The 23972-nt window shown below is 49.0% G+C and carries 20 protein-coding genes; all 20 read right to left on the bottom strand.

The window, feature by feature from the left end; genetic code table 11:
• Positions 1–7 precede the first annotated feature (7 nt).
• A complete protein-coding gene (locus VN24_RS22340) occupies positions 8–556 on the bottom strand; it encodes a gamma carbonic anhydrase family protein (protein ID WP_045672228.1) in 549 nt (182 codons plus the stop codon).
• 42 nt (positions 557–598) lie between these two features.
• Complete coding sequence (locus VN24_RS22335) at positions 599–1549, bottom strand: beta-keto acid cleavage family enzyme (RefSeq protein WP_052703088.1); 951 nt, start codon at positions 1547–1549, stop codon at positions 599–601.
• Positions 1550–1618: 69 nt separating this feature from the next.
• Positions 1619–2551 (bottom strand): 3-hydroxyacyl-CoA dehydrogenase family protein, encoded by a 933-nt coding sequence (locus VN24_RS22330; protein ID WP_045672227.1) that lies wholly within the window; start codon positions 2549–2551, stop codon positions 1619–1621.
• Between the two features lie 380 nt (positions 2552–2931).
• Positions 2932–3612, bottom strand: coding sequence for a GntR family transcriptional regulator (locus VN24_RS22325; RefSeq protein ID WP_045672226.1), 681 nt, complete (start codon positions 3610–3612; stop codon positions 2932–2934).
• Between the two features lie 243 nt (positions 3613–3855).
• Positions 3856–5214, bottom strand: coding sequence for a PFL family protein (locus VN24_RS22320; protein WP_045672225.1), 1359 nt, complete (start codon positions 5212–5214; stop codon positions 3856–3858).
• Positions 5215–5245: 31 nt separating this feature from the next.
• Positions 5246–5515: an ACT domain-containing protein gene (locus VN24_RS22315; RefSeq protein WP_274520457.1), complete on the bottom strand. Its 270-nt coding sequence runs from the start codon at positions 5513–5515 to the stop codon at positions 5246–5248.
• 343 nt (positions 5516–5858) lie between these two features.
• Positions 5859–7052: a cystathionine gamma-synthase family protein gene (locus VN24_RS22310; RefSeq protein WP_045672223.1), complete on the bottom strand. Its 1194-nt coding sequence runs from the start codon at positions 7050–7052 to the stop codon at positions 5859–5861.
• Positions 7053–7093: 41 nt separating this feature from the next.
• Positions 7094–9079, bottom strand: a complete 1986-nt coding sequence (locus VN24_RS22305) for a S9 family peptidase (protein WP_045672222.1) — start codon at positions 9077–9079, stop codon at positions 7094–7096.
• A gap of 13 nt (positions 9080–9092) precedes the next feature.
• The gene (locus VN24_RS22300) at positions 9093–10409 is read right to left on the bottom strand and encodes a serine hydrolase domain-containing protein (protein ID WP_045672221.1); all 1317 of its coding nucleotides are present in this window, start codon (positions 10407–10409) and stop codon (positions 9093–9095) included.
• Between the two features lies 1 nt (position 10410).
• Positions 10411–11397 carry an ABC transporter ATP-binding protein gene (locus VN24_RS22295; protein ID WP_045672220.1) on the bottom strand — a complete coding sequence of 329 codons (987 nt, stop codon included), beginning with the start codon at positions 11395–11397 and terminating at the stop codon, positions 10411–10413.
• Entirely contained in the window at positions 11390–12421 is a 1032-nt protein-coding gene (locus VN24_RS22290; RefSeq protein ID WP_045672219.1) for an ABC transporter ATP-binding protein, read from the bottom strand. The genes VN24_RS22295 and VN24_RS22290 overlap by 8 nt, the downstream gene beginning before the upstream one ends.
• Before the next feature lie 13 nt (positions 12422–12434).
• The gene (opp3C, locus tag VN24_RS22285; protein ID WP_045672218.1) at positions 12435–13460 is read right to left on the bottom strand and encodes an oligopeptide ABC transporter permease; all 1026 of its coding nucleotides are present in this window, start codon (positions 13458–13460) and stop codon (positions 12435–12437) included.
• Positions 13457–14389 carry an ABC transporter permease gene (locus VN24_RS22280; protein ID WP_045672217.1) on the bottom strand — a complete coding sequence of 311 codons (933 nt, stop codon included), beginning with the start codon at positions 14387–14389 and terminating at the stop codon, positions 13457–13459. The genes opp3C and VN24_RS22280 overlap by 4 nt, the downstream gene beginning before the upstream one ends.
• 37 nt (positions 14390–14426) lie before the next feature.
• On the bottom strand, positions 14427–16094 hold the full coding sequence (locus VN24_RS22275) for a peptide ABC transporter substrate-binding protein (RefSeq protein ID WP_052703087.1): 1668 nt from the start codon (positions 16092–16094) through the stop codon (positions 14427–14429).
• A gap of 105 nt (positions 16095–16199) precedes the next feature.
• Positions 16200–17162 carry an ornithine cyclodeaminase family protein gene (locus VN24_RS22270; RefSeq protein WP_045672216.1) on the bottom strand — a complete coding sequence of 321 codons (963 nt, stop codon included), beginning with the start codon at positions 17160–17162 and terminating at the stop codon, positions 16200–16202.
• 255 nt (positions 17163–17417) lie between these two features.
• On the bottom strand, positions 17418–18962 hold the full coding sequence (locus VN24_RS22265; protein ID WP_238590756.1) for a leucyl aminopeptidase: 1545 nt from the start codon (positions 18960–18962) through the stop codon (positions 17418–17420).
• Positions 18963–19258: 296 nt separating this feature from the next.
• Entirely contained in the window at positions 19259–19933 is a 675-nt protein-coding gene (locus VN24_RS26565; protein ID WP_052703086.1) for an aspartate/glutamate racemase family protein, read from the bottom strand.
• A 50-nt stretch (positions 19934–19983) separates the two neighbouring features.
• On the bottom strand, positions 19984–21165 hold the full coding sequence (locus tag VN24_RS22255; protein ID WP_238590755.1) for a M24 family metallopeptidase: 1182 nt from the start codon (positions 21163–21165) through the stop codon (positions 19984–19986).
• Between the two features lie 199 nt (positions 21166–21364).
• On the bottom strand, positions 21365–22483 hold the full coding sequence (locus VN24_RS22250; protein ID WP_045672215.1) for an amidohydrolase: 1119 nt from the start codon (positions 22481–22483) through the stop codon (positions 21365–21367).
• A gap of 149 nt (positions 22484–22632) precedes the next feature.
• Positions 22633–23970 (bottom strand): aminotransferase family protein, encoded by a 1338-nt coding sequence (locus VN24_RS22245; protein ID WP_045672214.1) that lies wholly within the window; start codon positions 23968–23970, stop codon positions 22633–22635.
• Positions 23971–23972: the final 2 nt, after the last annotated feature.

The following is a 23972-nucleotide window of genomic DNA, read 5'->3' as shown; positions in this document are numbered from 1 at the left end:
TTCGATTTCATTTAATGTCATAACGATTCATTCCTTTACTGTATTTCTTCCCCGGAAGTCCATAGCGTTCAACCAGCTTTACATATTCTTTGGCGCTTTGCTGCACCCACAAAAGGGAATTGCCTGACAGTTCCTTCTTGAATTGGCCGGGGGAACCCGCATAAAGCTGACGGCTCAAGACACGGCTTTCGCCCGTAATGACGCTGCCCGCCGCCACAACGCTTTCGTTCTCGATAACGGCGCCGTCGAGAACAACCGCATTCATTCCGATCACATTGTGATGGCCGATTGTGCAATTATGCAGGATTGCGCCGTGTCCGACCGTATTGCTGTCGCCGATCGTCGTGCCGGAGTCGGTCATGTGAATGACGCAGTTGTCTTGAATGTTGTTGAACTTCCCGATTCTGATCGGTCCCGCATCTCCCCGCAGCACGGCGCCGAACCAGATGCTGCTGCCTTCCTCAATGACGACATCGCCGATAATGGTTGCGGTAGGGGCAATAAACACGCCTTCGGCGATTACTGGTTTTTTTCCGTTGAATTCATAAATATTCATCGTTTTCTTGTCTCCTTAATCGGCCGGGAAGTGTCCTCTGTCTCAATAGCGGCTCGGCACGGCGGATAGACCCAGCATTTCCCTCGCTTGCTGCGGTGTCGCTATATCGCGGTTGAGCTCCCACGAGATGTGGGCGATCTTGGCGACGGCTTCCGCATTATTCTTCAGCTTCAGTCCTCGCTTCAAGTATAGATTGTCTTCCAAGCCTACGCGCACATGCCCTCCCAGCAAGATGCTCTGCGTGGTCATGGCCCATTGATACTTGCCGATGCCGGCAACGGCGAAATGCGCTCCGGCCGGCAATTCTCGAGCCATATGGATCAGATTCTCAGGCGTCGGGTACGTCGACGTCTGATAGCCCATCACAAACTGAAACAAGTACGGCGTCTTGACCAGTCCTTTGGCGATCAGGCTTTGCGCCACCCAATACTGGCCGGAATGGTACATCTCCATCTCGGGGATAATCCTTTTCTCCAGCATGCTCTCTGCCAGTTGTTCGATGAAGCCGTACGTAAACGGAATGCATAAATCGTATTCCTGGGCGGGATGGGGATGATCCAGCGGCTCTTCCCTTGCTTTGACGACGAAACGGGACATATCTGGCCCCATGTTCAACGACGCCATCTCGGGCAGCGCCTCCAGACAGCGAATCCGATCCTCCATTGTTGTAGTCGGACCGCCGCCAGTCGTATTATTGATGATGATATCCGGGCATCGCTCGCGAATGAGCGCATTAATGCGATACAGTACTTCCGGGTCCATCGTGACCTCACCAAGGTTATGCGGGTTTCTGCCATGTACGTGAACGACGGAAGCCCCGGCTATGTATGCTTCGTATACGGAGTCGGCAATTTCCTCGGGTGTCTCCGGAAGATCGGGATGCGTTTCCTTTCCCTGCATTCCCCCGTTGCAGCAGCAAGTAATAATCAAGGGCTCCATCGATGTAACCCGATCCATCCATTCATAAGAGTTCGTATAATTCCAGCTGCTCATTCCGCTTAACCTCCATTGCTGTACTGAAAAGCCCAATGATCCGGCCGGAGTACATCGCACTTTTCGCTATTAAGATTGATATTGATTTACACTTTTGTCTTGTTTATTGTCAAGCCATTCCGGATTTGCATATGCCGGATCCGGATACTGGTAAAATCCTTTGCCGCTTTTTTCCCCTAAATGCCCTCTTTCTACCATTTCATTCAATGCTTGATGCGGTTGATCGGATGCATCTCCCGTTTCATAATAGTACCTGAGCTCAATATCCCTAACGACATCAAGACCTACCTTGTCCATTATGCCAAAAGGCCCGATTGACGTTCTCCATTCCAGCATAAAGGCTCTGTCCAAATCTTCAGGATCGATATATCCATTCGACCAGAGAAACAGACATTCTTTTTTGATCGCCCTCCATACCCTGTTCAGCGAAAATCCGTTTATTTCATGTTTCGTCACAATCGGAAGATGATTTTGGGAATTCAGGAATCGAAGGGCAGCATCTTTCGTTTCTTCGGAGGTATCGGAATTCCACATCACTTCGACTAAATCATCTTGGATCGGTACAACAAAATTTACGCTGAAGGTACGATCCTTCCTTGTTGTATTGACATTAATTTGAGAGCTCCGGATCGATGAACTATTGGAAGTCAACAGCGCCTTTGCCGGGGCAAGCGAATCGATTGCTGTCCAGACCTTTGTTTTTAACTCAATGTTTTCAGGAACCGTTTCGATGACAATATCAGCCTGCTTTACCGCTTGCTCTAAACTTTCCGCGATGTTGATTCTTTGAAGCGCCGCATCCGCCTGGTTTTGGGTCAATCTTCCCCGCTCGATATAGGTGTCAACCCAGCCTCCAACTTTTTGAACGGCATGTTCGATCAACTCCTGTTTTTGATCGAACACATAGACTTCTTTGTTATAGATTGCAGAACGAAAAATAAGCATTGAGCCTTGTACTCCTGCGCCGATAATTGCCACCTTGTTTATCGCGTTCTCACCCATTTGCTTCCTCCTAAAGATAATATTTCACTCTACTCACAATTTAGATATTTCGATATCTAAAGTCCGCCAGGATCTGATTCGTAAATTCCTATACAGGAGCGTTTGCCGCATCCTCATCGGAGGACTAAATCGATTATTTATGATATTTATGATACGTGATCACAAAACAATTTGTCAATATTCCTTTTCAATTTTGTTAGAAAAAATAGACGTGATATGTAATAATATATTACATATCACGTCTATAAATAAAATCTTGACAATACATATACACTTAGACGAACAGAAACCAACGAATTCCCCAATGCAACGCAACGAGCGCGCCCGGGATAGGCGCGCATTGAGAGAAATATTCGTTGGATCTGCACGTTGAAGCTCCCTTACATCCCAGTCTCGTTTTGTTTCTCGGCTCCCGCAGATGAATCCGCATTCAGAACGGTGTCTGCCGCATCTTGTAAATGGGATCGAATCAACTGATCAAGCCTTGCATGATCATGTGATTTTAGAGCATCCACGATCAGGTGATGTTCGTTTTGTGAAGCATCTACTACATCCTGGGTTGTTTCAATCATAAATAAATACGGTTCGATTGAAGTATACAAACTTCTAATCATGTTAAGCAAACGCTCCGAACCTGCAAGTTGATACATCCCCATGTGAAAGTGATAATTCGACTCCATCCAGCGGGCACGATCGTTTTTCGAATGAAGATCCATGTCATGAACGAGTTGTTCCAGCTTATCAATGTCCTCTGCAGTCGCCCGATCAGACGCCCATACGAGTAAAAGAGATTCCAACCGCATGCGGGCCTCATAAATTTGTTTAATTTCTTCCTCCGTAAGAGCATTAACCGTTAGCCCTCGGCGATCATACTTGACAAGACCTTCGGATGATAATTTATGAAGCGCCTCACGGATCGGCATCGTGCTGACTTCATACATTTCCGCCAATTTCCGAATGGTCATGCGCTGGCCCGGGGCCAGTGTTGCGTGCATAATATCACGATGCAGCTGATCGTAAACCTGTTCCGTGATGGATGAAAACCTTCGTGTCTGTTCCATAGTCTTCTCCTTGAATGTATTTCATCTTTAGAAGAGAAATACATTGAATATATTTGATCACATATCATTTAAGGAAAAGTATACTATATGGTTTGGTCCTGTCAACTCTTGTATTTGGTGTTATCTTAGCATCGGACTGCCTTCATTAGTGAGATTCCCTGCAATGCACAAATCCGTCAGGGAAGTTCACCTGACGGTTATCGGGGTTGGTTATGACGGAAGAAGCAGTTCCTTCCATGCGACTTAATTCTTAAAGCTGTGGACCGGGGCAGGAATACGGCCTCCTCTGCCAATAAAGCTGCCGCATCCGAATGAATTGACGGCCATGACCGGCGCATAACCGAGCAAGCCGCCGAATTCGACCATATCCCCCACCTCTTTGCCGATGACCGGAATGAGCCGTACAGCGGTTGTCTTGTTGTTGACCATGCCGATGGCGGCTTCGTCTGCAATAATGCCGGAGATGGTTTCTTTGGACGTAGTGCCTGGTATGGCAATCATGTCGAGCCCGACGGAGCATACGCACGTCATCGCTTCAAGCTTCTCCAATGTCAGCGCGCCGCGCTGAACGGCCTCGATCATGCCGTGGTCTTCGCTGACCGGTATAAACGCTCCGCTTAAACCGCCTACATAGGAAGAGGCCATGATGCCGCCCTTTTTCACATTGTCGTTCAGAATGGCGAGAGCGGCGGTCGTTCCCGGAGCGCCGGCATGTTCCAGCCCCATGACCTGAAGAATTTCGGCAATGGAATCACCGATCTCCGGAGTGGGGGCTAGGGACAGATCGATAATGCCGAAGGGAACGCCCAATCGCTTGGAGGCTTCCTGGGCTACGAGCTGACCGACCCGGGTAATCTTGAAGGCGGTTCGTTTGATCGTCTCGCACAGCACTTCGAATTCCCGGCCTCTGACTTCTTCCAAGGCCCGCTTGACAACGCCCGGACCGCTGACCCCGACATTGATGACGCATTCCTGTTCCCCAACGCCGTGGTAAGCGCCCGCCATAAACGGGTTGTCCTCCACCGAATTGCAGAATACCACCAACTTCGCACAGCCGATCGAGTCCCTGTCCCGGGTCCGCTCGGCCGTCTGCACAATAATATCGCCCATCAGCTTGACGGCATCCATATTGATCCCGCTGCGGGATGAGCCAACGTTGACGGAGGCGCATACCCGCTCCGTTACGCTCAGCGCTTCCGGAATGCTGTCGATCAGAATACGGTCCCCTTTAGTGAAGCCTTTGTGCACGAGGGCGGAAAATCCGCCGATAAAGTTGACCCCGACTTCCTTCGCCGCCTTATCCAGCAATTCCGCCACCGGCACATACGTATCGGTCTTCAAACCGCCGGCCGCAATGGAAATCGGTGTGACGGAGATTCGTTTGTTGACGATGGGAACGCCGAATTGCTTTTCCAGATCCTCGCCGGTTTTCACCAATTTCTCGGCTGTCTTCGTAATCTTGTCATATACTTTTCGGCTGAAAACACGCAAATCCGAATGAGCGCAATCCATGAGGCTGATTCCCATCGTGATCGTACGCACATCCAGATTCATTTCGCGGATCATCTTGTTCGTTTCCTGTGCTTCAACGAGCGAAATCACAGCAATCCCCTCCTTGCAATTCGCATTGCTGTTAAATGCGGTGCATAATGTTGAAAATGTCCTCGTGCTGAAGCTTGATCTCCACGCCGATCGATTGTCCCACTTGCCGCAAATCCTCGACAAGCGCCTCAAACGTTTTGTTTGCGCCTGAAAGATCCACGATCATCATCATATTAAAATAGCCCTGAACGATCGTTTGGGAAATATCGAGAATGTTCACCTGATGCTCGGCGAGATACGTGCATACTTTGGCAATAATGCCGATCTTGTCTTTCCCCAGTACGGTTACAATGCCTTTCAACATAACCGCCTCCCTGCACTCAAATTGTCGACCATGAAAAAAAGGCATTCGCTTCGCACAAACCAATTGCGCGAGAAGGCGCGCGGTTCTGACCCGTTATAAGCAGCGAAGCGAGTTTCTTCTCTTAGAAATATATTAGAAAAGTATGCGTTTGAAACTTATCCGTTTTGTTGGTTAAATGAAAATCCGCGCAATGCGCGGAGTCCTCTCGTCTCTATGTTATTTATAACTCGCCTGTCCCTCCGATATTCTCTTCCCTATGGTAAAGTTGACGCGGACTCTAGTTCACTCCGTTCTATTGTCCGTATGCCAGTCTTCGTAGCAGACTTAAGCACGCGCTGTCTTATGCCGAAAGAAAAGCGAACGCCTGCTCCAAATCGGCGATCAAATCCTCCGTGTCCTCAATGCCGCAAGAAATCCGCACCAAGCCGTCCGGTATGCCCATCGCCTGTCTCTCCTCAGCTGTGCATTCCACGTGACTGGTCGTTCTGGCCGGACCATACGTGGTCTCGACAGCACCGAGGTTCGCTGCCCGGTTCGCATACTGCAGTTTCGGCAACATGATCTTTACGGCATCCATGCCGCCTTTCAGAGAGAAGCTAAGCATTCCGCCGAAGCCTTTCATTTGCTGCCTGGCGATATCATGGTGTTTATGCGTGGGCAGTCCCGGATAGTAGACATCTTCCACTTCTTCCCGGGTTTGGAGGTACTTCGCAATTGCCATGGCATTGATTTCCTGCTGCCGGACGCGAAGCTTCAGCGTCTTCATCCCGCGGAGAAGCAAATAAGCCGCCCATGGATCCATGGTCGCTCCGTTAATTTCGCGATAGTGATAAATGCGCTTGACCAGCTCACTGGAACCGCAGACGACTCCACCAAGTGCGTCGGCATGACCGCCGAGAAACTTGGTGGCGCTGTGAAGCACCAGATCGGCGCCGAGCTGAAGCGGGTTCTGGTTAATCGGGGTGGCGAAGGTGTTGTCGACAACGACAAGAGCTCCTGCGGTATGGCCTGCCTCAGCCATCCTTCGAATGTCCGTTATTTTGACCGTTGGATTGGTGGGCGTTTCCAGATACAGAATTTTGCACGGTTCCTTTAATGCCGACTCGATGCCCTCATGATCGCCGGTTTCGCACAGTGCAACGTCAATTCCCATGCGCGGCAAAAACTCGGTAAAAATCTTGTTTGTTCCGCCGTAGGTATCCTTGATGGATACAACTCGATCCCCTGGCTTCAGAAACGTGTAAAGCGTGTTGCTGATTGCCGCCATGCCGGTCGAAAAGCTGGTTGCCGCCTCTGCTCCCTCAAGGATTTTCACCTTGTCCTCGAAAGCCTGCACAGTCGGGTTCGTATTTCGGCCATATATATGGCCTTTCTTCTTTTCGGTGGCCACATCATACCACTCGTCCATATCGTCGTAGCCGTATGCCACGCTCACCATAACCGGCACCTGGGTGGCCCCGTGAACAAGATACGCTTCTTCGCCCGCCCATACCGCTTTCGTCGATGCCTGGACGGCATCAAATTGTTTAGCCATTCTTTTTCCTCCCTCTAAGATGAATAATTGCCGGATGAAAATCACAAATATTGATCGAACCAACCGGATATATAATTGATATGGCTTATCCGAAGAGAAGGCTTCCCGCTCCTCCAGTATTGATGATTCGAGTCAGGAAAGCGGACGAGCTTCACCGTTTTTCGCTGTCTCTTCAAAGCGATAAACAATTGTTCTGAATGATCGATCGGACAACGCAAATCCTGTTCGCCGTGCAGGAGCAAGAGCGGCGTCTCGATACGATCCGCATAGGCTAACGGCGACTTTTTCCATAAATGATCAAAGTCTTGAAGGCTCGCTTTCAATTGCGTTTCGATTAAATAGTAACCTTCATCGCTGACTCCATGCTGACTGATCCAATTGGTGATAGGGCGCTGGGCAACCGCTGCTTTAAAGCGGTTCGTATGACCGACAATCCAGCTCGTCATAAAGCCTCCATAGCTTCCGCCCGTCACCCCCAGCCGGTTAGGATCAATAAAATCGAATTGTTCAAGCGCATAATCGACGGCATCCATAATATCCTCATAATCCTTGCCCCCGTTATCGCCCCGAACGGCATTGGCAAATTTCTGACCATAGCCGAGGCTTCCTCTCGGATTGATGAACAGGAGCGCATATCCCTTTGACACAAGGGTTTGAAACTCATGGTAATACGTATTTGAATACATGGAATGAGGGCCGCCATGGATTTCAACGATAAGCGGTACCTGTTGTCCTTCAAGAACAGCAGCCGGTTTCATGTACCAGCCGTGCAGTTCCCAGCCGTCTCTGGATTGAAAGGGGATCGGCTCCGCATCCGTCAGCACAACCTGTTCCCTATACGTTTCGTTAAAATAAGTAATCTGGTCCAACTCGCCCGTTTCCGTTTCCAGAACAAACAATTCGCCGGGAAATGCGGGCTTGCTGACGGCGACAACGACCCGACCCGATTTCCCGCCCGTCGACAAGCCGTAAACATGCTGGCGACCTGAAAGTACAGCATCGATTTGTCCATCAACCGTTCCACGGCAGACGTGAATGCTTCCTAGGTTTGTCCCCGCAAAATAAAAGCTGCAGCTGTCATCGCACCAAATAATACCGGGGCGCACGACACCTTGCTGTAAATCTCCCAGTCCATAATCTCCAACCGCTACATCCCAGTCCGTCGTCAGACATGTCAATTTCTTTTCAGTAACGTCATACATCCATATTTTCGTGAACGTACCGTATTCGCATTCTTTTTCATGGCCGATAATGGCAATCTTCTTACCGTCCGGAGACCATTCAGCACTGCTGAAGATGCCTCTTCGATCGGTTAGATTGGCGAATGCTTTCGTCTCCAGATGATACAGCAAAATATCCTGAACAAATGAAAAATCCGGATCATCGCTCAGATCCGCCGCGATCGCCAGCTGCTTTCCGTCCGGAGACCAGCTGAGTAGCTGGTAATCGTGTTCGCCGTTTGTCAACTGTTCCATTTCGCCGGTTGCGATATTCACGACGGCAATGTGAGTGTATCGACTGTCCCATAAACCTTTTCCCTCAAATTTATACTTCATCCGGTCGATTTCAAGCGGAACAAGCTTCTCCCGCTTCTTCTTCCCGTTTTCCCGGTCTTGCAAGGACTCCCCTGGTCCCAGCGCGATCTGAAAAGCAATTCGCGTCCCGTCCGGCGACCATACCGGGTTGCCGGCGCCGCTCGGGTGAAAGGTCAGCTGACGCGCTTCCCCTCCGCCGGGATTGATAATGAACAGCTGATTATTCCCGCTCCGGTTGGAAATAAAACAAACGGAACGGCCGTCCGGCGACCAGCGCGGTGTGAAATTGGCCGTATCGCCAAACGTCCACGGTGTAGGTTCACCCTTCGGATCAATAGCTGCACAGTACAGATTCGACCTGTACGTATCATTTTCTTCATCGGTTTCGGTAACAACAAACAAGCACCGCTTTCCGTCAGGGTCCATTTGCGGATCAACAACCGACTTCAATTGGAACAGATCGTCAGCCTGCGCTTTTCTTTTCCATGACATGCGTTTCTACCCCCTATATCCTAATCAGCATTCGGTAGCCGGCAAGTACCGCCCAGGCATTGTCCTCATCTTTGAAAAAGAAACGAAGCGAATATCCGCCTTTGTCGGTGACAAGCGTATGGCTGTCGCTCGCCCTGAGCTCGAAATATTCGCCCTCCCAATCCGCTTTCGGCCTGCCGTCCTCGAGGTAAATGCGCAAATATCCGCCTTCTGCCGATGTATAAGTGCCGGCCAGTTTCTGCAGTTCTTCCGATGCAGCCTCGTAATTCGGTTCGATGGCGCTTTTCTGTTCCATTGGGAGCCCGAGAACGGTATTGACAGCCGCCAGCCAGATTTCATCGGCAGAAGCCCCGTAAACGTTCATTAAAACAGCCGCTGCAATTCCCTTTTCCGGTACAAAACCAATATGGGCAGATACGCCCCACATCCCGCCTGAATGTCCGACCAAGGTTACGCCGGAATAATTGGGGACGCTCTCCAAAGCCAGTCCGTAGTACTTATTTCGTTTTGTCTGAATGACAGGCTGCCACATTTTTGACAGGGAGTCTGTGCTCACATCGAATCGGTTCGGGCCGGCGCCTCCGCCGACAAACACTTGACCGTATCGCAGCAGATCCCGCACATTGGAGCGCAGTCCTCCTCCGACTTCGTAATTTCCGATTCGTGGCCATGGCACTTCTTCCAGGCTCTTGGTCTGGCTGTTTTTAATATAGGGTACCGACACATTCTTATATTTCGCCACTTCTTCCAGGTTAAAGGTGGATCGATGCATTTGCAGCGGCTCCAAAATGCTGTCCGTCACATATCTTCGGTAAAGACGGCCGGTCAATCGTTCAATGATCGCACCGAGCAGCAGAAACGTATCGTTGCAGTAGCTGAAATACTCTCCCGGATTGCCGAGCAGATCGACCTCTTCATTTGAAATATACGAAAGATGTTCGTCAAATTGATTTAACTCCTCCCTGCGAAGCATCGGCGGCATACCGGTCGTATGCGTTAGCAGATGGATGATTTTCACGCTATGCGGATCTTTCAGCCCGGGCAGCGTGAACTCCGGAAGGTACTTGACTACGGGATCGTTCAGAGACAGCTTTCCCTCCCCGGCGAGCTTCATGATCGCCATGGCCGTGAACGATTTCGTTACGGACCCGACGCCGATGATCGTATCGGGGGTAACCGGTTCCTTCGTCTTCACATCGCGAACGCCAAACCCCTTCTCATAGATGACGCTCCCGCCCCTGGAAATTGCAATAGCCAGTCCCGGAATCTGCTCTTCTTCCATTTTTGCCGCTACATAATCTTCAAAGGCCGACCAGTTCAATTCTGACATGCTATGCGATAACCTCCTTCGATTCATATAAATGGCACCGCACGTAATGGTCCGGAGCCGCTTCCGTAAACTGGGGAGGCACCATGCGGCAAATGTCCATCGCTTTCGGACATCGCGTATGAAAGCGGCAGCCGCTTGGAGGATGGACCGGATTTGGAACGTCCCCTTGCAGAACAATTCGTTCTCTCGCATGCTCCAGCCGCGGATCGGGAATCGGAATGGCGGACAAAAGCGCCTCCGTATACGGATGGAGGGGCCGTCTGTACAGCTCTTCGCTGTCGACAAGCTCGATCAACTGTCCCAGATACATAACGGCAATCCTGTCGCTGATATATTTGACCATCGATAGATCATGCGCGATAAACAAATAGGTCAATTGCTTTTCTCGTTGCAATTGCTTCAGCAAATTGACAATTTGCGCCTGGATCGAAACATCGAGCGCCGCAATCGGTTCATCGGCCACAATGAACTGCGGTTCTACCGCCAGGGCGCGGGCAATGCCGATCCGTTGGCGCTGGCCGCCGCTGAATTCATGCGGATAACGGTTCACGTGCTTCGGGCTTAAACCAACCAGATCCAGCAGCTCGAACACCCTTCTTCGGCGTTCCTCCTTCGAGAGGTCGGGTCTATGGACAATAATTCCTTCTGAGATGATTTCCATCACCGTCATTCTAGCATTTAATGAAGAATACGGATCTTGAAAAATCATTTGCATCTTCCTCGTATGCTCTCTCCGCACTGCGGCACTTGCTCCAGACTTAAGCTTCTGCCCATCGAAGATGATTTCTCCGCCATCGGGGGTGTAGAGCTGAAGCAGTGTGCGACCCACCGTCGATTTTCCGCAGCCCGACTCGCCCACCAAACCGAGCGTTTCCCCTTTATGGATGTGAAAACTGATATCGTCAACGGCGCGCAGCATTTTGTTTTTGCCGGCCGGAAAATGCTTTATGAGATGATTGACCTCAATGAGAACGCTGCTTTTATCCATGAACGGCCACCTCCCCGCGCTCTCCGACAAGCCAGTCCGCACGGCGCGCCCTTTCATCAAGAAGCCAGCATTTGGCCATATGCCCGTTGTGCGTTTCTTTCGTCAGTGGGGTATACGTTTTGCACACCTTCATGACATGAGCGCACCTAGGCGCAAACGGACAGCCCTGCTGCAGCTGGGATAAATCGGGCGGGGAGCCGGGAATCGGGACGAGCGGTTCGCTCCGCAGCGCATCCAGCCTGGGCATCGATTGCAGCAGTCCCCGCGTATAAGGATGCATGGGTCGGTAGAAGATGTCTTCAACCGGTCCCATCTCAACTATCTCTCCAGCGTACATGACGGCCACTTTTTTCGCCATCTTGGCGACAACGCCCAAATCGTGGGTAATCAGAATAATCGCGGTTCCCGTCTTCCTCTGCAGCTCCCGCATCAGATCCATAATTTGCGCTTGAATGGTCACATCGAGCGCCGTTGTCGGTTCATCCGCAATCAGTACTTTAGGATCGCATGCTAGCGCCATCGCAATGACGACCCGCTGTCTCATTCCGCCGGAAAATTGGTGCGGATAAGCGTCCACCCGCTCTTCCGCATTTGGAATCCCGACCATTTTCAGCATTTCAACCGCTTTTTGCGCGGCTTTCGCTCTTGATATTTTCCGATGCCGGTACAGACCTTCTCTCAGTTGTTTTCCGATTGTCATCGTGGGGTTTAATGAGGTCATCGGGTCCTGGAATACCATCGAAATTTCCGCACCGCGCAAATCCTGCATCTTCCGGCGGGAAAATTCCAGGATGTTCTTTCCTTCGTACATGATCTTTCCCGCGCGCTTGCTCGCGATTTGCTTTGGCAACAGACCCATGATCGATTTCGCCGTTACGGATTTGCCTGAGCCGGACTCGCCCACGATGGCCAGCGTTTCGCCCTTTTGCAAGGAAAAGCTGACCCCTCTTACGGCATCAACGATTCCGCTTTGCGTATGAAAAGAAACCTCCAGGTTTTCAACGGCAAGGATCGGTCTATTCATTAAAGTCTCCTTATCATTTCTTCGTTTTCGGGTCCAGCGCATCACGGAGCCCGTCCGCGAGCAGGTTGAAACAGATCAGGATCAAACTGATCATCACAGCCGGAATCACCAGTTTATAGGGAAACATGCGCATCTGTTTAAACCCGTCGTTAATGAGAACCCCCAATGACGAAAGCGGAGCTTGTAAGCCCAAACCGATGAAACTTAAAAATGCCTCAAAGAAGATTGCCGTCGGAAGGTCAAACATGACGTTGACGATAATCGGCCCCATTGCATTTGGCATCAAATGCTTCCAAATAATGCGTCTGTTCGAAACGCCCAGCGTTCTTGCAGCCAGCACAAACTCCTGCACCTTTAATTTCAGGATCTGACCGCGAACAATCCGCGCCATGCCGACCCATCCAGTAATGATCATGGCCAATATGATCGACAAGATCCCCGGTTCCAAGATGATCGTGAACAGGACGATCACAATCAGGCTCGGAATTCCCATCAAAATTTCAATGACCCGTTCCATCGCATTGTCCACTTTTCCGCCATAATAAGCCGACAGTCCGCCATACAAAACGCCGATAAATAAATCCAGCATGGCGGCAATCAGGGCGATGAACAGCGAGATTTGCGTCCCTTTCCACACCCTCGTCCACAGATCCCGGCCGAACTCATCGGTGCCGAACCAGTAGGCCGTATCGATGTTCCGCTGCCCATACACGTCTGTGCCCTGGCGGTCCTTGCCGTCAAATCCGAGCCATTGCAAACCGGGAATTTTGGGCGGCAGATTGGAATGAGCTACATTCTGTTCATCGTACGCGTATTTGCTTACGGCCGGCCCGACGATGGCAATCGACGTTATGATCAGGAGCAGAATGGCGGATAGAACAACTCCCTTGCTTGCCCGCAATCGTCTGAACGCATCTCTCCAGGGAGAATTTGAAGGGGCGGAAGCTTCGTTGCTTCGATTTTCGTCAGCCGGCTCCGGTACAAACAGGTCTTCCCCGATATCGGCCGGAACCGACTCGGCTAATTTCAGCCTGCTCATGCGCCTTCCCCCTTTGATTCACGAATACGCGGATCCAGTATGCCGTAAAAAACGTCAACCAGAAAGACGGTCAGGATAAACAACGCGCTGTAAAAGAGCGTGACGCCCATGATGACGCTGTAATCTTTCGACATAATGGAGAGAACAAATTGTTCTCCCAATCCCGGAACGGAGAAAATTTTCTCAATCACGAGCGTCCCGGTTATGATCCCGACCGCAAGCGGACCCATCATAGTGACGACGGGAATCAAAGAGTTGCGAAGCACATGCCTGATCATGACTCCCCCTTCGGTAATTCCTTTCGCCCGGGCGGTCATAATATATTCCTGACCCAACACTTCCAGCATTTCACCCCGGATAAAACGGGCCACGGTCGCGATGACGATAACCGACAGCGCTAGCGAAGGAAGCAGCGAAGAGGAGTAGCTTTCCCACAATCCTGGAGGCAGCCACTTCAGTTTTACCCCGATGTAATACTGCAAGAGTGAGGCCAATACGAATGAAGGGATGGACATGCCCAGTACAGCCAATGTTACCGATCCGTAATCTAACAGTGTATTTGGCTTTAATGCCGAAATGATGCCTAACCCCAGGCCAATCATCGACCCGAAGATCAACGCTTGAAACCCGATCAGGGCCGAGGGTCCGATCCGCTCCAATATGATTTGGGAGACGGGGCGTCCCTTGTAATGGAAGGAGACGCCCAAATCGCCCTGAATCAGATTTCCCATATAGCGGGCATATTGAATCGGCACCGGCTGATCGAGTCCGTATTTTTTGTTCATCATGGCGATTTGCTGCTCAGTAAGTTTATCGGGTCTGCTGTAAGGCGTACCAGGCAACAATTTCATCAGAAAAAAGGTTACCGTCGCGATGATGAACAGCGTTGTCGCCATGATCACAAATCGTTTCAATAAAAACCGTATCATCCGGATACCTCCAACATTTCGCTCCTTGGTGCACGTCCTATTCGATATAGGCCCACTTCAAGGAATACTCGATCCCGCTGTAATGCTCAATCATCCCTTTGACATTGCTGCGCTTTAAGATTAAATTGCCGAATTGCATCAACGGCACGAACGCCGCATCATCTTTAATGAGCATCTTTTCCAGTTCAAGCAGCATGTCATAACGTTTTTTCGGATCCGTTTCGACGTTGGACTTCGCAAGCAGCTCATCGTAGGCCGGATTGGAATACTTCATTCGATTGGCCGCCCTGCCTGTGACCCACATATCCAAGAAAGCCGTCGGATCGTTATAGTCGGCCCCCCATGTGGATAACGTCATTTCATAATCAAACGCTTTTTCCCGAGTGATCCGTTGATCGAACGGGACCGTCTCCAATTTCAAGGTGAATCCCGGCAAATCTTTCTCAAGCTGCGCCTTCAAAAATTCCGCCGTTTTTTTGGACCAATCTTCGTCCGAGAAGATCAAGGTCGGTTCCACTTTCGTTTGCCCGATTTCCGCCAAACCTTTTTGCCATAACGCTTGAGCCTCTTCCTTCGTGCCTTTGCTCAATTCGCCGTTTGCTTCACGGAAATATTTGTTATCCGGCGATAAGGAAAAATGAGCCGGCACGATGCCATAGGATGGAATGGTTCCGTCATTCAATATGATGCTCGTCAAACTTTCCCGATCCATAGCCATACTGATCGCACGTCTGATATTTTCATTCTTGAACGGAGCAAAATCAGGATTGAGCCGTATGAAGCTGTTGGAAGTTGTCGCCATCTTGATGAGATGTTCCGATCCCTCGTAGCCGGCCACATCAGACGGACTCAAATAAACCGCCCGATCCACCTTTTCCGTCTCAAACAAGTTGACCGCAGCCGAACCTTCTTTTACGACAAAGACGTTGACCTCTTCCAGTTTGACATGTTCGGCGTCCCAGTACTGTTCATTTTTTTTGTACTGCCAGCTCTGGTTATGCTTCCATTCGGTCATCACAAACGGTCCGTTGGACAACACTTTATCGTACTCAAGCCCGTATTTTTCGCCGGCCTGTGTAACGAACTTCTCGTTTTGCGGGGCGAAAATCGGCAGTGCCATCAGCATTTCCAACATCGGACTAGGCGCGGAAAGTTTTACCTCCAGCGTCTTGTCGTCAATCGCTTTAACGCCCAGATCGTCAGGCTTCATTTCACCGTTCATGATTTTAGTCACGTTTAGCAAAGCGGCCAATTCGAATAGCGATATATATGGCCCGTTCTCTTTCGCCACCCGTTTCCAGCCATATTCAAAATCGTGCGCCGTGACCGGATCGCCGTTCGACCATTTGGCATCGCGCAGTGTAAAGGTGTGGGTTAATCCGTCCTCGCTCGCTTCATGCTTCTCGGCAAGGGCCAGCTCCGGCTGATCCTTGTCATTGTATCGGAACAGTCCCTCGTAGAGGCTGTTCATGGCGTTCGCTGAGATCGCATTCATATCCTTCGCGGTATCCAGCGTCGAGATTTCATCGCCTTCGATCATATTCAAAATCTGTTTTGGAAGTGTTGGAGCGGCGCTCGAACCGGTTTCATTGCTAGTACTTGTGGAACTCGTATTTTTGCCCGACGAACCAAAATTACAGCCGGTTAGCACGGTGAAGCCGATAACCAGCGCCATGATGGACCCAAGGAAAGATTTCATTCTCATTTCGATCAACTCCAAATCTATTTGGTGAATAATTGAACTTTCATATCAAGCAAACGGAATTTAAAGAGGAGTACTCCGAATTCAAATCAAGAGAGAGAAATAGTATTAAAGTTCTACATAAACGCCTTTCTTCAAGTCCATCGCTTTTCGGTAGGCAAATGCCGCAACGCTGAGGTCTTGTACAGAGATCCCGGTTGAATCAAACAACGTCATTTCGCTTGCGGACTGCCGTCCCGGTTTCTCACCGCTTGTAATTTCGCCGAGCTCCCCATAAAGAACTTTTCTTGTTACCTGATTCTGAAGCTCGCCCAAACTGGAGGACTGTTCCCAATAGTCGCATACCACTTTGTCCGGCATTCGGTCCATCTCGATTTCACGCTTTCCTTTTGTATCGCTTCCTATCGCATTAATGTGGGTCCCATCCGTGAGCCAAGAGGTTTTGATTACAGGAGAGAATGAAGGGGTAGTGGTGATGACGATATCGGATTGCTCCACTGCTTGTCGGGGCGAAACGGAGTGTTCGGCAGCAATCCCCTTTTGCCGAATCTCCTCTGCGAGCTTCCTGGAGGATTCTTCCGTGTGTGAAACAACGGTGACTTTCTCAATGGAGAACAGGTGAGTCAGCCCTTCAAGCTGAGTGCGTGCTTGTACGCCCGCGCCGATCAGGCTGACAGTTCTGCTATTCTGGCGTGCCAAGTATTTTGCCGCTACAGCTCCGGCGGCTCCTGTGCGTATTCCCGTCAAATAGTTGGCATCCATCAAACAGACCGGTTCTCCCGTTTCCGGGTTTAACAGAAGCATGGTCGATTGATGATTGGTCTTGCCGATCTTGCTGTTGTTTTTCCAGAATCCCCCGGTTTTGAGACCAACCGAACTGTCATCGATCAGATACGACGATTTGATGCTGAAAATGCCGTTATGCTCTTCGATCGGATGCCGGACGGCAGGAAAAACAATGCTTCTTTGTTGATAAAACCGGGTAAACGCCTGCTCGACGATTGCTATGGTTTCTTCAAAAGTAACAAGCTGCTGAAACAAATCCTGATTAATTACCAATACCTTTGCCATTTTTTCCACTCCCTATTTCCCCCATCTTTACTTCTATTTCCTGTTATAAAATTCTCTATTTACAAATATTATACATATGACAATAAATATTTCGAGATAAAGTATAATTTATTCTTCATTTTCAGACCCGGATGTCCATTTTTGGATGGGAAATGCCTCATTTCACCAGAAAATAGCCTAGGATTCCTCCATCGAAGTATAAATTATTATATATGAGGAGAGATTGAAATAAATTTTTATACGGAAAATCATGTGTCATTGGCCGGAAACGATCAGTTCGGCCAATGTCCGAACCATGACGCCCGTACCTCCTTTACGCACGCAGCCGCGATCCTCGCTCAGCCAACCGGTTCCTCCGATATCCAGATGTACCCAAGGCATTCCTTCGGCGAACACACCGATGAAAAGACCGGCAACGATCGCGTCTCCGCTTGACTTATCGAAATTTTTCAAATCGGCCGCGTCGCTTTCGAGCTTCTTGAAGTAGTAATCGTCCGTCGGCAGCGCCCAAATCCGTTCACCTGTCCGGCGTCCCGCCTCCAATACCTGTTGCTGCAGCACTTCGTTATTGCTTACCGCACCCGTAATGTGATCGTCAAAAGCGACAATTACCGCATAGGTCAACGTGGCCACGTCAATCAGCTTCGTTGCTCCCCGCCGGATTGCCGTTGTCATTGCGTCGGCCAGTACGATACGGCCTTCTGCATCTGTATCGATGACTTCAATTGTTCGTCCGCTCATCGTTGTCAGGACGTCTCCCGGTTTGTAGGAACGATCCGAAGGCATATTCTCGGCGGCGGGAATGACCGCTACGACATTCACGGCCGGACGCTCTGCTCCGATGATATGCATCGCACCAAGCACTGCGGCGGCGCCGCCCATATCGAGCATCATGTTTTCCATTTCATCGGATTTCTTTATCGATAACCCTCCGGAATCGAAGGTGATGCCTTTGCCGATCAAGCCCCATACTTCTTCTCGTTCCGGAGCGCCCTGATATTCCATAACGATCATGCGCGGCGGATTTTTGCTTCCCTGACCGACGGCAAGCAGACTTCCCATCCCCTGCTCGGCCGCTGCCGATTCGTCTATAATTTCGCATTCAAGGCCGAGCCGTTTTGCCAGCCGGATGGCTTCCTCGGCTAACCCTTGCGGATTCAAGCTGTTCCCTGGCATGTTAGTCAAATCCCGGGCATATCCGGTTGCTTCCGCAAACAGAATGCCGCGAGCCACTCCGCTCGTCCAAGCGTCCCTGAACGTCTCGCTGTCCTTCGGTTCGCCCGATCCCGGAAGCAGAGTGACGGATTGAACGGCGTGACGCCGGTTATGCTCTCTTTTTCTCGGCAGCCGCTTGTGGAGCCATAACAGAAACCCTTCCGTAATCGCTTGAGCCGCTTGCCCGGCATCGCACCCGCATGCCCCGGCAACGATATCTTGCGGCAGCCTGATTTGAACATGCTCGGCCTTCAGCCGTTCCACTGCTTTCGCAGCGGCAGCTCCCGCATTGCGCAAATGGTCCGTGTTATAAGGCGGGTTCCCTATGCCGATAAATACGGCATGGCTGCCGGCAGTGAAGCCGAACGTCGGAATCACCTGTGTCTCTTGCGGTTTTGCTTTAAATATCGACTTGGCGTAATAGCTGCGCAACAAATGATCCACTTGAGGGTGGAGCCAGCCTTCCGGCTGTGATGATAACAACTCTTCCTCACGGACAAACACGATGAGGGCATCGACCTCTTCTCTGAGCTTATCCGCTGCTCCGAATGCAAATTGTGTGCGCACCCGCTGGTAACTCATCATCTCTCACCGTCCTGCATAGCGCTTTAACAATACCGGGCATGATTTCGATTTGATATTCCACGGCTGAAACATCCATCTAAGTCCCCTTTTCAGCAGCAACAAGTAACTCGGTTGCATAGCCGTTCAACACAGCACTCGATTTCACTTTTCTGTATTGTGAAATATGTTTCCAATAATACCCTTGAACTTCAAGGTAGCTTATGGAATGTATCGATGTCAACTACTTTTTCATAAGTTGTAAGGGATTTCCTAATGAAGGCATTTGTTATTAGGAGACACACAGGAAATCGCAACACTCAAGTCATAAGCAATTTTGCGTTTGACACAGCATCGTAAACAGGCAGTTTAAAAGTTTTACGTATATGTTCGGCAGCGGGAGGGAAACCATGACACTCAAACAGGATACATTTTACATTCGGGTATTTGTCAAGTAACCGGACGACTGCGTTAGAAAGATCTGCCTTCATTATCTCGAATTCGAAGTTGTTTTCCGGTAATGCCATCGCGGACCATGTTTGTGTATTTTCCAATCCAATAATCGGAAAACGGGACCAATCTCCTTCTTCTATTCCGGCGTATCGAAGATCACTGGGCTTTAACGACCGTGAATCATAAGTAATTATGCCAATAGTGTCTTTGTATGTTGCTGCCAGATACGGAGCCAGCAACAAACTTGACGCTGCTATCGGAACATTAAGGGCGGAGGATAATTGCTTCTGGAATCGTATGGTAAAGCCGCAAGTGGTAGTTAGCGCGCTCACGCCCTGTTTGATTAATTTCTCACCCGTTTTGATATAATTGCTAATGACGGTTTCATCGCCGGCGACCACGTTTTTAACAAATGCGCCTGGCACTCGTTCGATGAGGATCGGGTAATCGTGAGTATCCTTATGTATTAAAGACCCCCGCATAAGATTCTGTTCGATATCTAGCGCAAGCACTCCGAGTGCACGAGAATAATTGTTTTGCACTACGATCCTTCCTCTCTAACACTGATTTCCTTTCTTAAAACGTTGCGCTTTTATTTCTTGATTAGCAAATCAAACGGGATGTCATAAAACTTTTCGTGGCCTGTTTTCGTCACCCTAAAAGTCTCACTGATTGTAATGCCGAAATCTTCGTAGTACAATCCGGGAATGCAGTGTAAGGTCATGTTTTGCTTCAGGACGGTCTTATCTCCGGGGCGAAGGCTGACAGTCTTCTCTCCCCAGGTTGGAGGATAAGCAATACCCACGGAATAGCCAATGCGCGATTCTTTTTCAATGCCGTATTTGGCTACTGTTTTTCTCCAAGCGGCTTCAACTTCCTCACAGGTCACACCCTCCTTGACAACTGCAAGCGCCTCTTGCAAACCTTCGATGGCAGCATTTGCTGTGTAAACGAATTTTTCGGAAGGCTGCCCGAGGCACATTGTACGTGTTACCGGACAATGATAGCGTTTATAAGCACCCCCTGTTTCCATATACATATCGTATCTGTCCGGATACCTGCTGTCATCCCACGTAAGGTGACAAGCTCCGGCATGCTCGCCGCCGGGAAACAATGGAGGCCCTGATTGATAATCCCCGCCGTATTCCTCGGTTCCCCGAGTGGCAGCCTCAAGTACCGCAGCAGCTACATCGCACTGCCTGGCGCCTGGTTCGAATGCTTGGACGCAGGCCTCCCAGATTTTTCTGGTTATCTTACCGGCGCGCCTCATCATTTCAATCTCGTTATCGGATTTTATAAGTCTCACCCAGTTAACTATTTTGCTGCCATTCACAATTTTCGCTTCAGGCAAACCCATCTTATACCTTTCGTATGCCATCGGCGTGATAAAGTCATGTTCCATTTCGATACCAATCGTCTTCTTGCCGTATCCGAATTCTTTAATCAGTCCCGATATGTAGTCCGCTGCATGCTTAGTCGTGTTATCCACGTAGTCATCGCTGTACCCATGAACATGATCTTTTGACAGCCAAGTTGTTATGAGTACGCCGACGGTCGCATCCATGTAACGGCCAATGAACCGCGGCATTTCATCGTCCAACGCAACTAAGACAGTTTGATTAACATAATAGGACTTCAAATTGTACCCGGTCAGATAATACATATTGCATGGATCTGTGATCAGTAAAACATCAATGCCTTTGTCGCTCATGGCAGCCTTTACTTTTTTTAGTCTTTCCTGATATTCCTCATTGGTAAATGGTAACATTAACATTTTTGACTCCTCCTTAATAAAAAAATATCTTCTCGGATCAGTTGTTTAACATAATGATTCGCAGGTTATGCTTCACCTGTTTCTGCAGTGATCCGACACGCACGATCATATCTGCGCTGATGCGACTGCCTTGCGGGATATCCATCGCCTCCAACGGAAAACAAACACAATAGTGAAAATTACAATGAATTAAATTTCCTCAAACATCGTTCTTTTTAATCCTGCAGGCTTCTAAACATGCTTCTACCAAAATATTGACACCGTTCTCGATTGCTTGCTTTTGAAATGTCATTTTCGGGTGATGAAGACCGGGTGTGACATCAGCCCCTAAGGCGAGCATGGTCGCTTTGATTTGTGGACGCTTGAGCGTGTAAAAATGAAAATCTTCAGATCCTGGCGTGATGATTCTCGGTTTCAACAGTTCCTCACCTAGAACGTTCACGATACCAGCCTGTAAAATGGCCTCGGCTTCAGGATTAATTACAGCAGCCGGGTTATAACCTTCAAATTCAAATTCAATCGACACACCGTAAAGTTCAGAAAGACTCGTCAAAATATGATTAACCCGTTTCATTATTTCATCAATTACATCATTCGTTTGAGCTCGAATATCGAGACCAAAGGTTGCCTTCCCAGGAATGATATTTAAATTCTCAGTACCTGCAATGATATTCGTCATCTTAACAGTCGCAGGAACTTGAGGAGAAGTATGAATTTGTTGAAGGTGGCTCACAATCGCATGCCCAACTTCAATCGCGCTGACTCCTTCATGTGGGCGTGCCCCATGATGGTCCTCACCATTAATTTTCCCTTTAACGAAAACACAGGCTCCATGCTGCATGCCAGGTGCGCATGATGGATAATTAAGCTCATTAACCGGCCGAACATGCACGCCAAATAAATAATCTACATCGTCCACAACTCCTTCATCTGCAACACGAACTGCACCATTTCCCACTTCCTCAGCAGGTTGAAAAATAGCTCTAACTGTCCCAGTAAATTGATCTTCAAGTTTTTTTAAGCGATGCATAGCTCCCGTAACAATTGTCATATGGGCATCATGACCACAGGAATGATTCGCTTGCATTACCCCATCTACATCCTGGTAAAGAGCATCCATATCAGCACGAAGGCCAATTACTGGCTTTCCTTCCCCAATTTCTACATAAAATCCTGTCATGTTTTGAAAAGGGATCGGCTTGAATCCGCCCTTTTCAAAAACCGCCATTAGCTTTTTTGTTGTATTAACTTCCTTCCAGCTTACTTCCGGATGTTTATTTAAATAATCCCATAGTTCATATAGTTCTTGTTTTTCCAATTAACTCACCCCGATAAATAACAAGTCATAAATAAAAGGTAGTCTAAAAAAATTCACTCTAATATTGTAATATTGGGTACTTTTTGGATATAACCAATTTAACATCTAGTTGCGGCGCGAGTGACTGTTTAGAATAAGAAAGGTTCACTTCAGCCCGAATGGCTCGATGATTCAACAATAGACAAAGTATCGTGGAGAATTTCAATCATGCGATTTACTACCTTAGGAGTAATAATAAATGGCGGTGCAAAAACAAGCGTGTCCGCACCTTCAAGTACGACGGCCCGGCAGTTGAGACCTCGTTTCATTAATTCAGTTGCGATTGTCGGCGCCAGAGGCTTGGCAAACCTTGTATGTGTCGCTTTATCTTGTACCAATTCGATCGCTGCCATTAATCCTAATCCTCTTACCTCTCCAACAATCTCATGCTCCTTCTGCAGCCATTGAAATCCTTTTAGGAGCTCTTCCCCCATAACCCTTGCATTTTCTACAAGCTTCTCTCTTTCCAAGATTTCAATGTTTTTGAGTGCGACTGCACATGAAACAGGGTGTCCGCTGTATGTATATCCATGGAACAGCGTTTCGGTTGACAGCTCGATGAATTCGTGATGAATTTTTTGCGAGAGAATGACTCCTCCAAGCGGGGCATATCCGCTCGTTATTCCTTTCGCAACCGTCATCATATCGGGAATCACACCATAATGCTCGATACCAAAATATTTTCCTGTCCTGCCAAATCCGGTAATGACTTCATCCGAGATAAAAAGAATATGATATTCGTCGCAAATTTTTCTGATTTCTTGAAAATATCCGTCTGGTGCGATCAAGACGCCGCCGGTTCCTTGCACTGGCTCTGATATAAAGGCGGCTATCGTATCCGGTCCTTCTACTTCGATCAATTCCCTCAGCGATTCTGGAGAAAAATGATCCGCATAATAAAAATCCGGGGCCAGTGACTGGGTAAAGTCCCGAAAAACCTTAATTCCTGTTGCACTTGTCGCTCCTATTGTTAATCCGTGATAAGATTTTGTCCGTGAAATGATTTTCTTTTTTTGCGGTTGATTTTTTAAGATCCAGTAATGCCGAACGAGTTTGATCGCCGTATCGTTGGATTCGGATCCGCCCGAAGTAAAGAAAGTGGCATTTAAATCGCCCGGCGTCAGTTCGGCCAGCTTGGCGGCAAGCAGGATGGCAGGCTCGTGGCTGAACGTAGCAAAGCAAGAGCTGTAGGCAAGCTTTGACATTTGATCGAATGCGGCTTGCCCCATTTCTTTTCTTCCGTGTCCGATATTCACATTCCAAAGCGAGGACAAACCATCGATGACTTTTTTCCCGCTTATATCTTTTAAATAAATTCCGTTTCCTTCCGTAAAAATAAAAGCGGGTCCGTGCTCTTGTTGTTGTTTGATGGAAGATGAAGGATGCAAAAAATGCTGTTTGTCTAATTGCTGTAGCTCATTCATGCTGATGTCGACTTGAATCGTCATGC

This window comes from Paenibacillus beijingensis (assembly GCF_000961095.1).
GTDB classification, from domain to species: Bacteria; Bacillota; Bacilli; order Paenibacillales; family Paenibacillaceae; genus Paenibacillus_O; species Paenibacillus_O beijingensis.
Note: the sequence above shows the minus strand (reverse complement) of the source record. Positions and strands in the feature narration are given on the sequence as shown.

Coding starts and splice junctions, on each gene's coding strand:
- VN24_RS22340 (WP_045672228.1), bottom strand. CDS start 556: ATGAATATTTATGAATTCAACGGAAAAAAACCAGTAATCGCCGAAGGC.
- VN24_RS22335 (WP_052703088.1), bottom strand. CDS start 1,549: ATGAGCAGCTGGAATTATACGAACTCTTATGAATGGATGGATCGGGTT.
- VN24_RS22330 (WP_045672227.1), bottom strand. CDS start 2,551: ATGGGTGAGAACGCGATAAACAAGGTGGCAATTATCGGCGCAGGAGTA.
- VN24_RS22325 (WP_045672226.1), bottom strand. CDS start 3,612: ATGGAACAGACACGAAGGTTTTCATCCATCACGGAACAGGTTTACGAT.
- VN24_RS22310 (WP_045672223.1), bottom strand. CDS start 7,052: ATGGCTAAACAATTTGATGCCGTCCAGGCATCGACGAAAGCGGTATGG.
- VN24_RS22305 (WP_045672222.1), bottom strand. CDS start 9,079: ATGTCATGGAAAAGAAAAGCGCAGGCTGACGATCTGTTCCAATTGAAG.
- VN24_RS22300 (WP_045672221.1), bottom strand. CDS start 10,409: ATGTCAGAATTGAACTGGTCGGCCTTTGAAGATTATGTAGCGGCAAAA.
- VN24_RS22295 (WP_045672220.1), bottom strand. CDS start 11,397: ATGGATAAAAGCAGCGTTCTCATTGAGGTCAATCATCTCATAAAGCAT.
- VN24_RS22290 (WP_045672219.1), bottom strand. CDS start 12,421: ATGAATAGACCGATCCTTGCCGTTGAAAACCTGGAGGTTTCTTTTCAT.
- opp3C (WP_045672218.1), bottom strand. CDS start 13,460: ATGAGCAGGCTGAAATTAGCCGAGTCGGTTCCGGCCGATATCGGGGAA.
- VN24_RS22280 (WP_045672217.1), bottom strand. CDS start 14,389: ATGATACGGTTTTTATTGAAACGATTTGTGATCATGGCGACAACGCTG.
- VN24_RS22275 (WP_052703087.1), bottom strand. CDS start 16,094: ATGAGAATGAAATCTTTCCTTGGGTCCATCATGGCGCTGGTTATCGGC.
- VN24_RS22270 (WP_045672216.1), bottom strand. CDS start 17,162: ATGGCAAAGGTATTGGTAATTAATCAGGATTTGTTTCAGCAGCTTGTT.
- VN24_RS22265 (WP_238590756.1), bottom strand. CDS start 18,962: ATGATGAGTTACCAGCGGGTGCGCACACAATTTGCATTCGGAGCAGCG.
- VN24_RS22255 (WP_238590755.1), bottom strand. CDS start 21,165: ATGTTAATGTTACCATTTACCAATGAGGAATATCAGGAAAGACTAAAA.
- VN24_RS22245 (WP_045672214.1), bottom strand. CDS start 23,970: ATGACGATTCAAGTCGACATCAGCATGAATGAGCTACAGCAATTAGAC.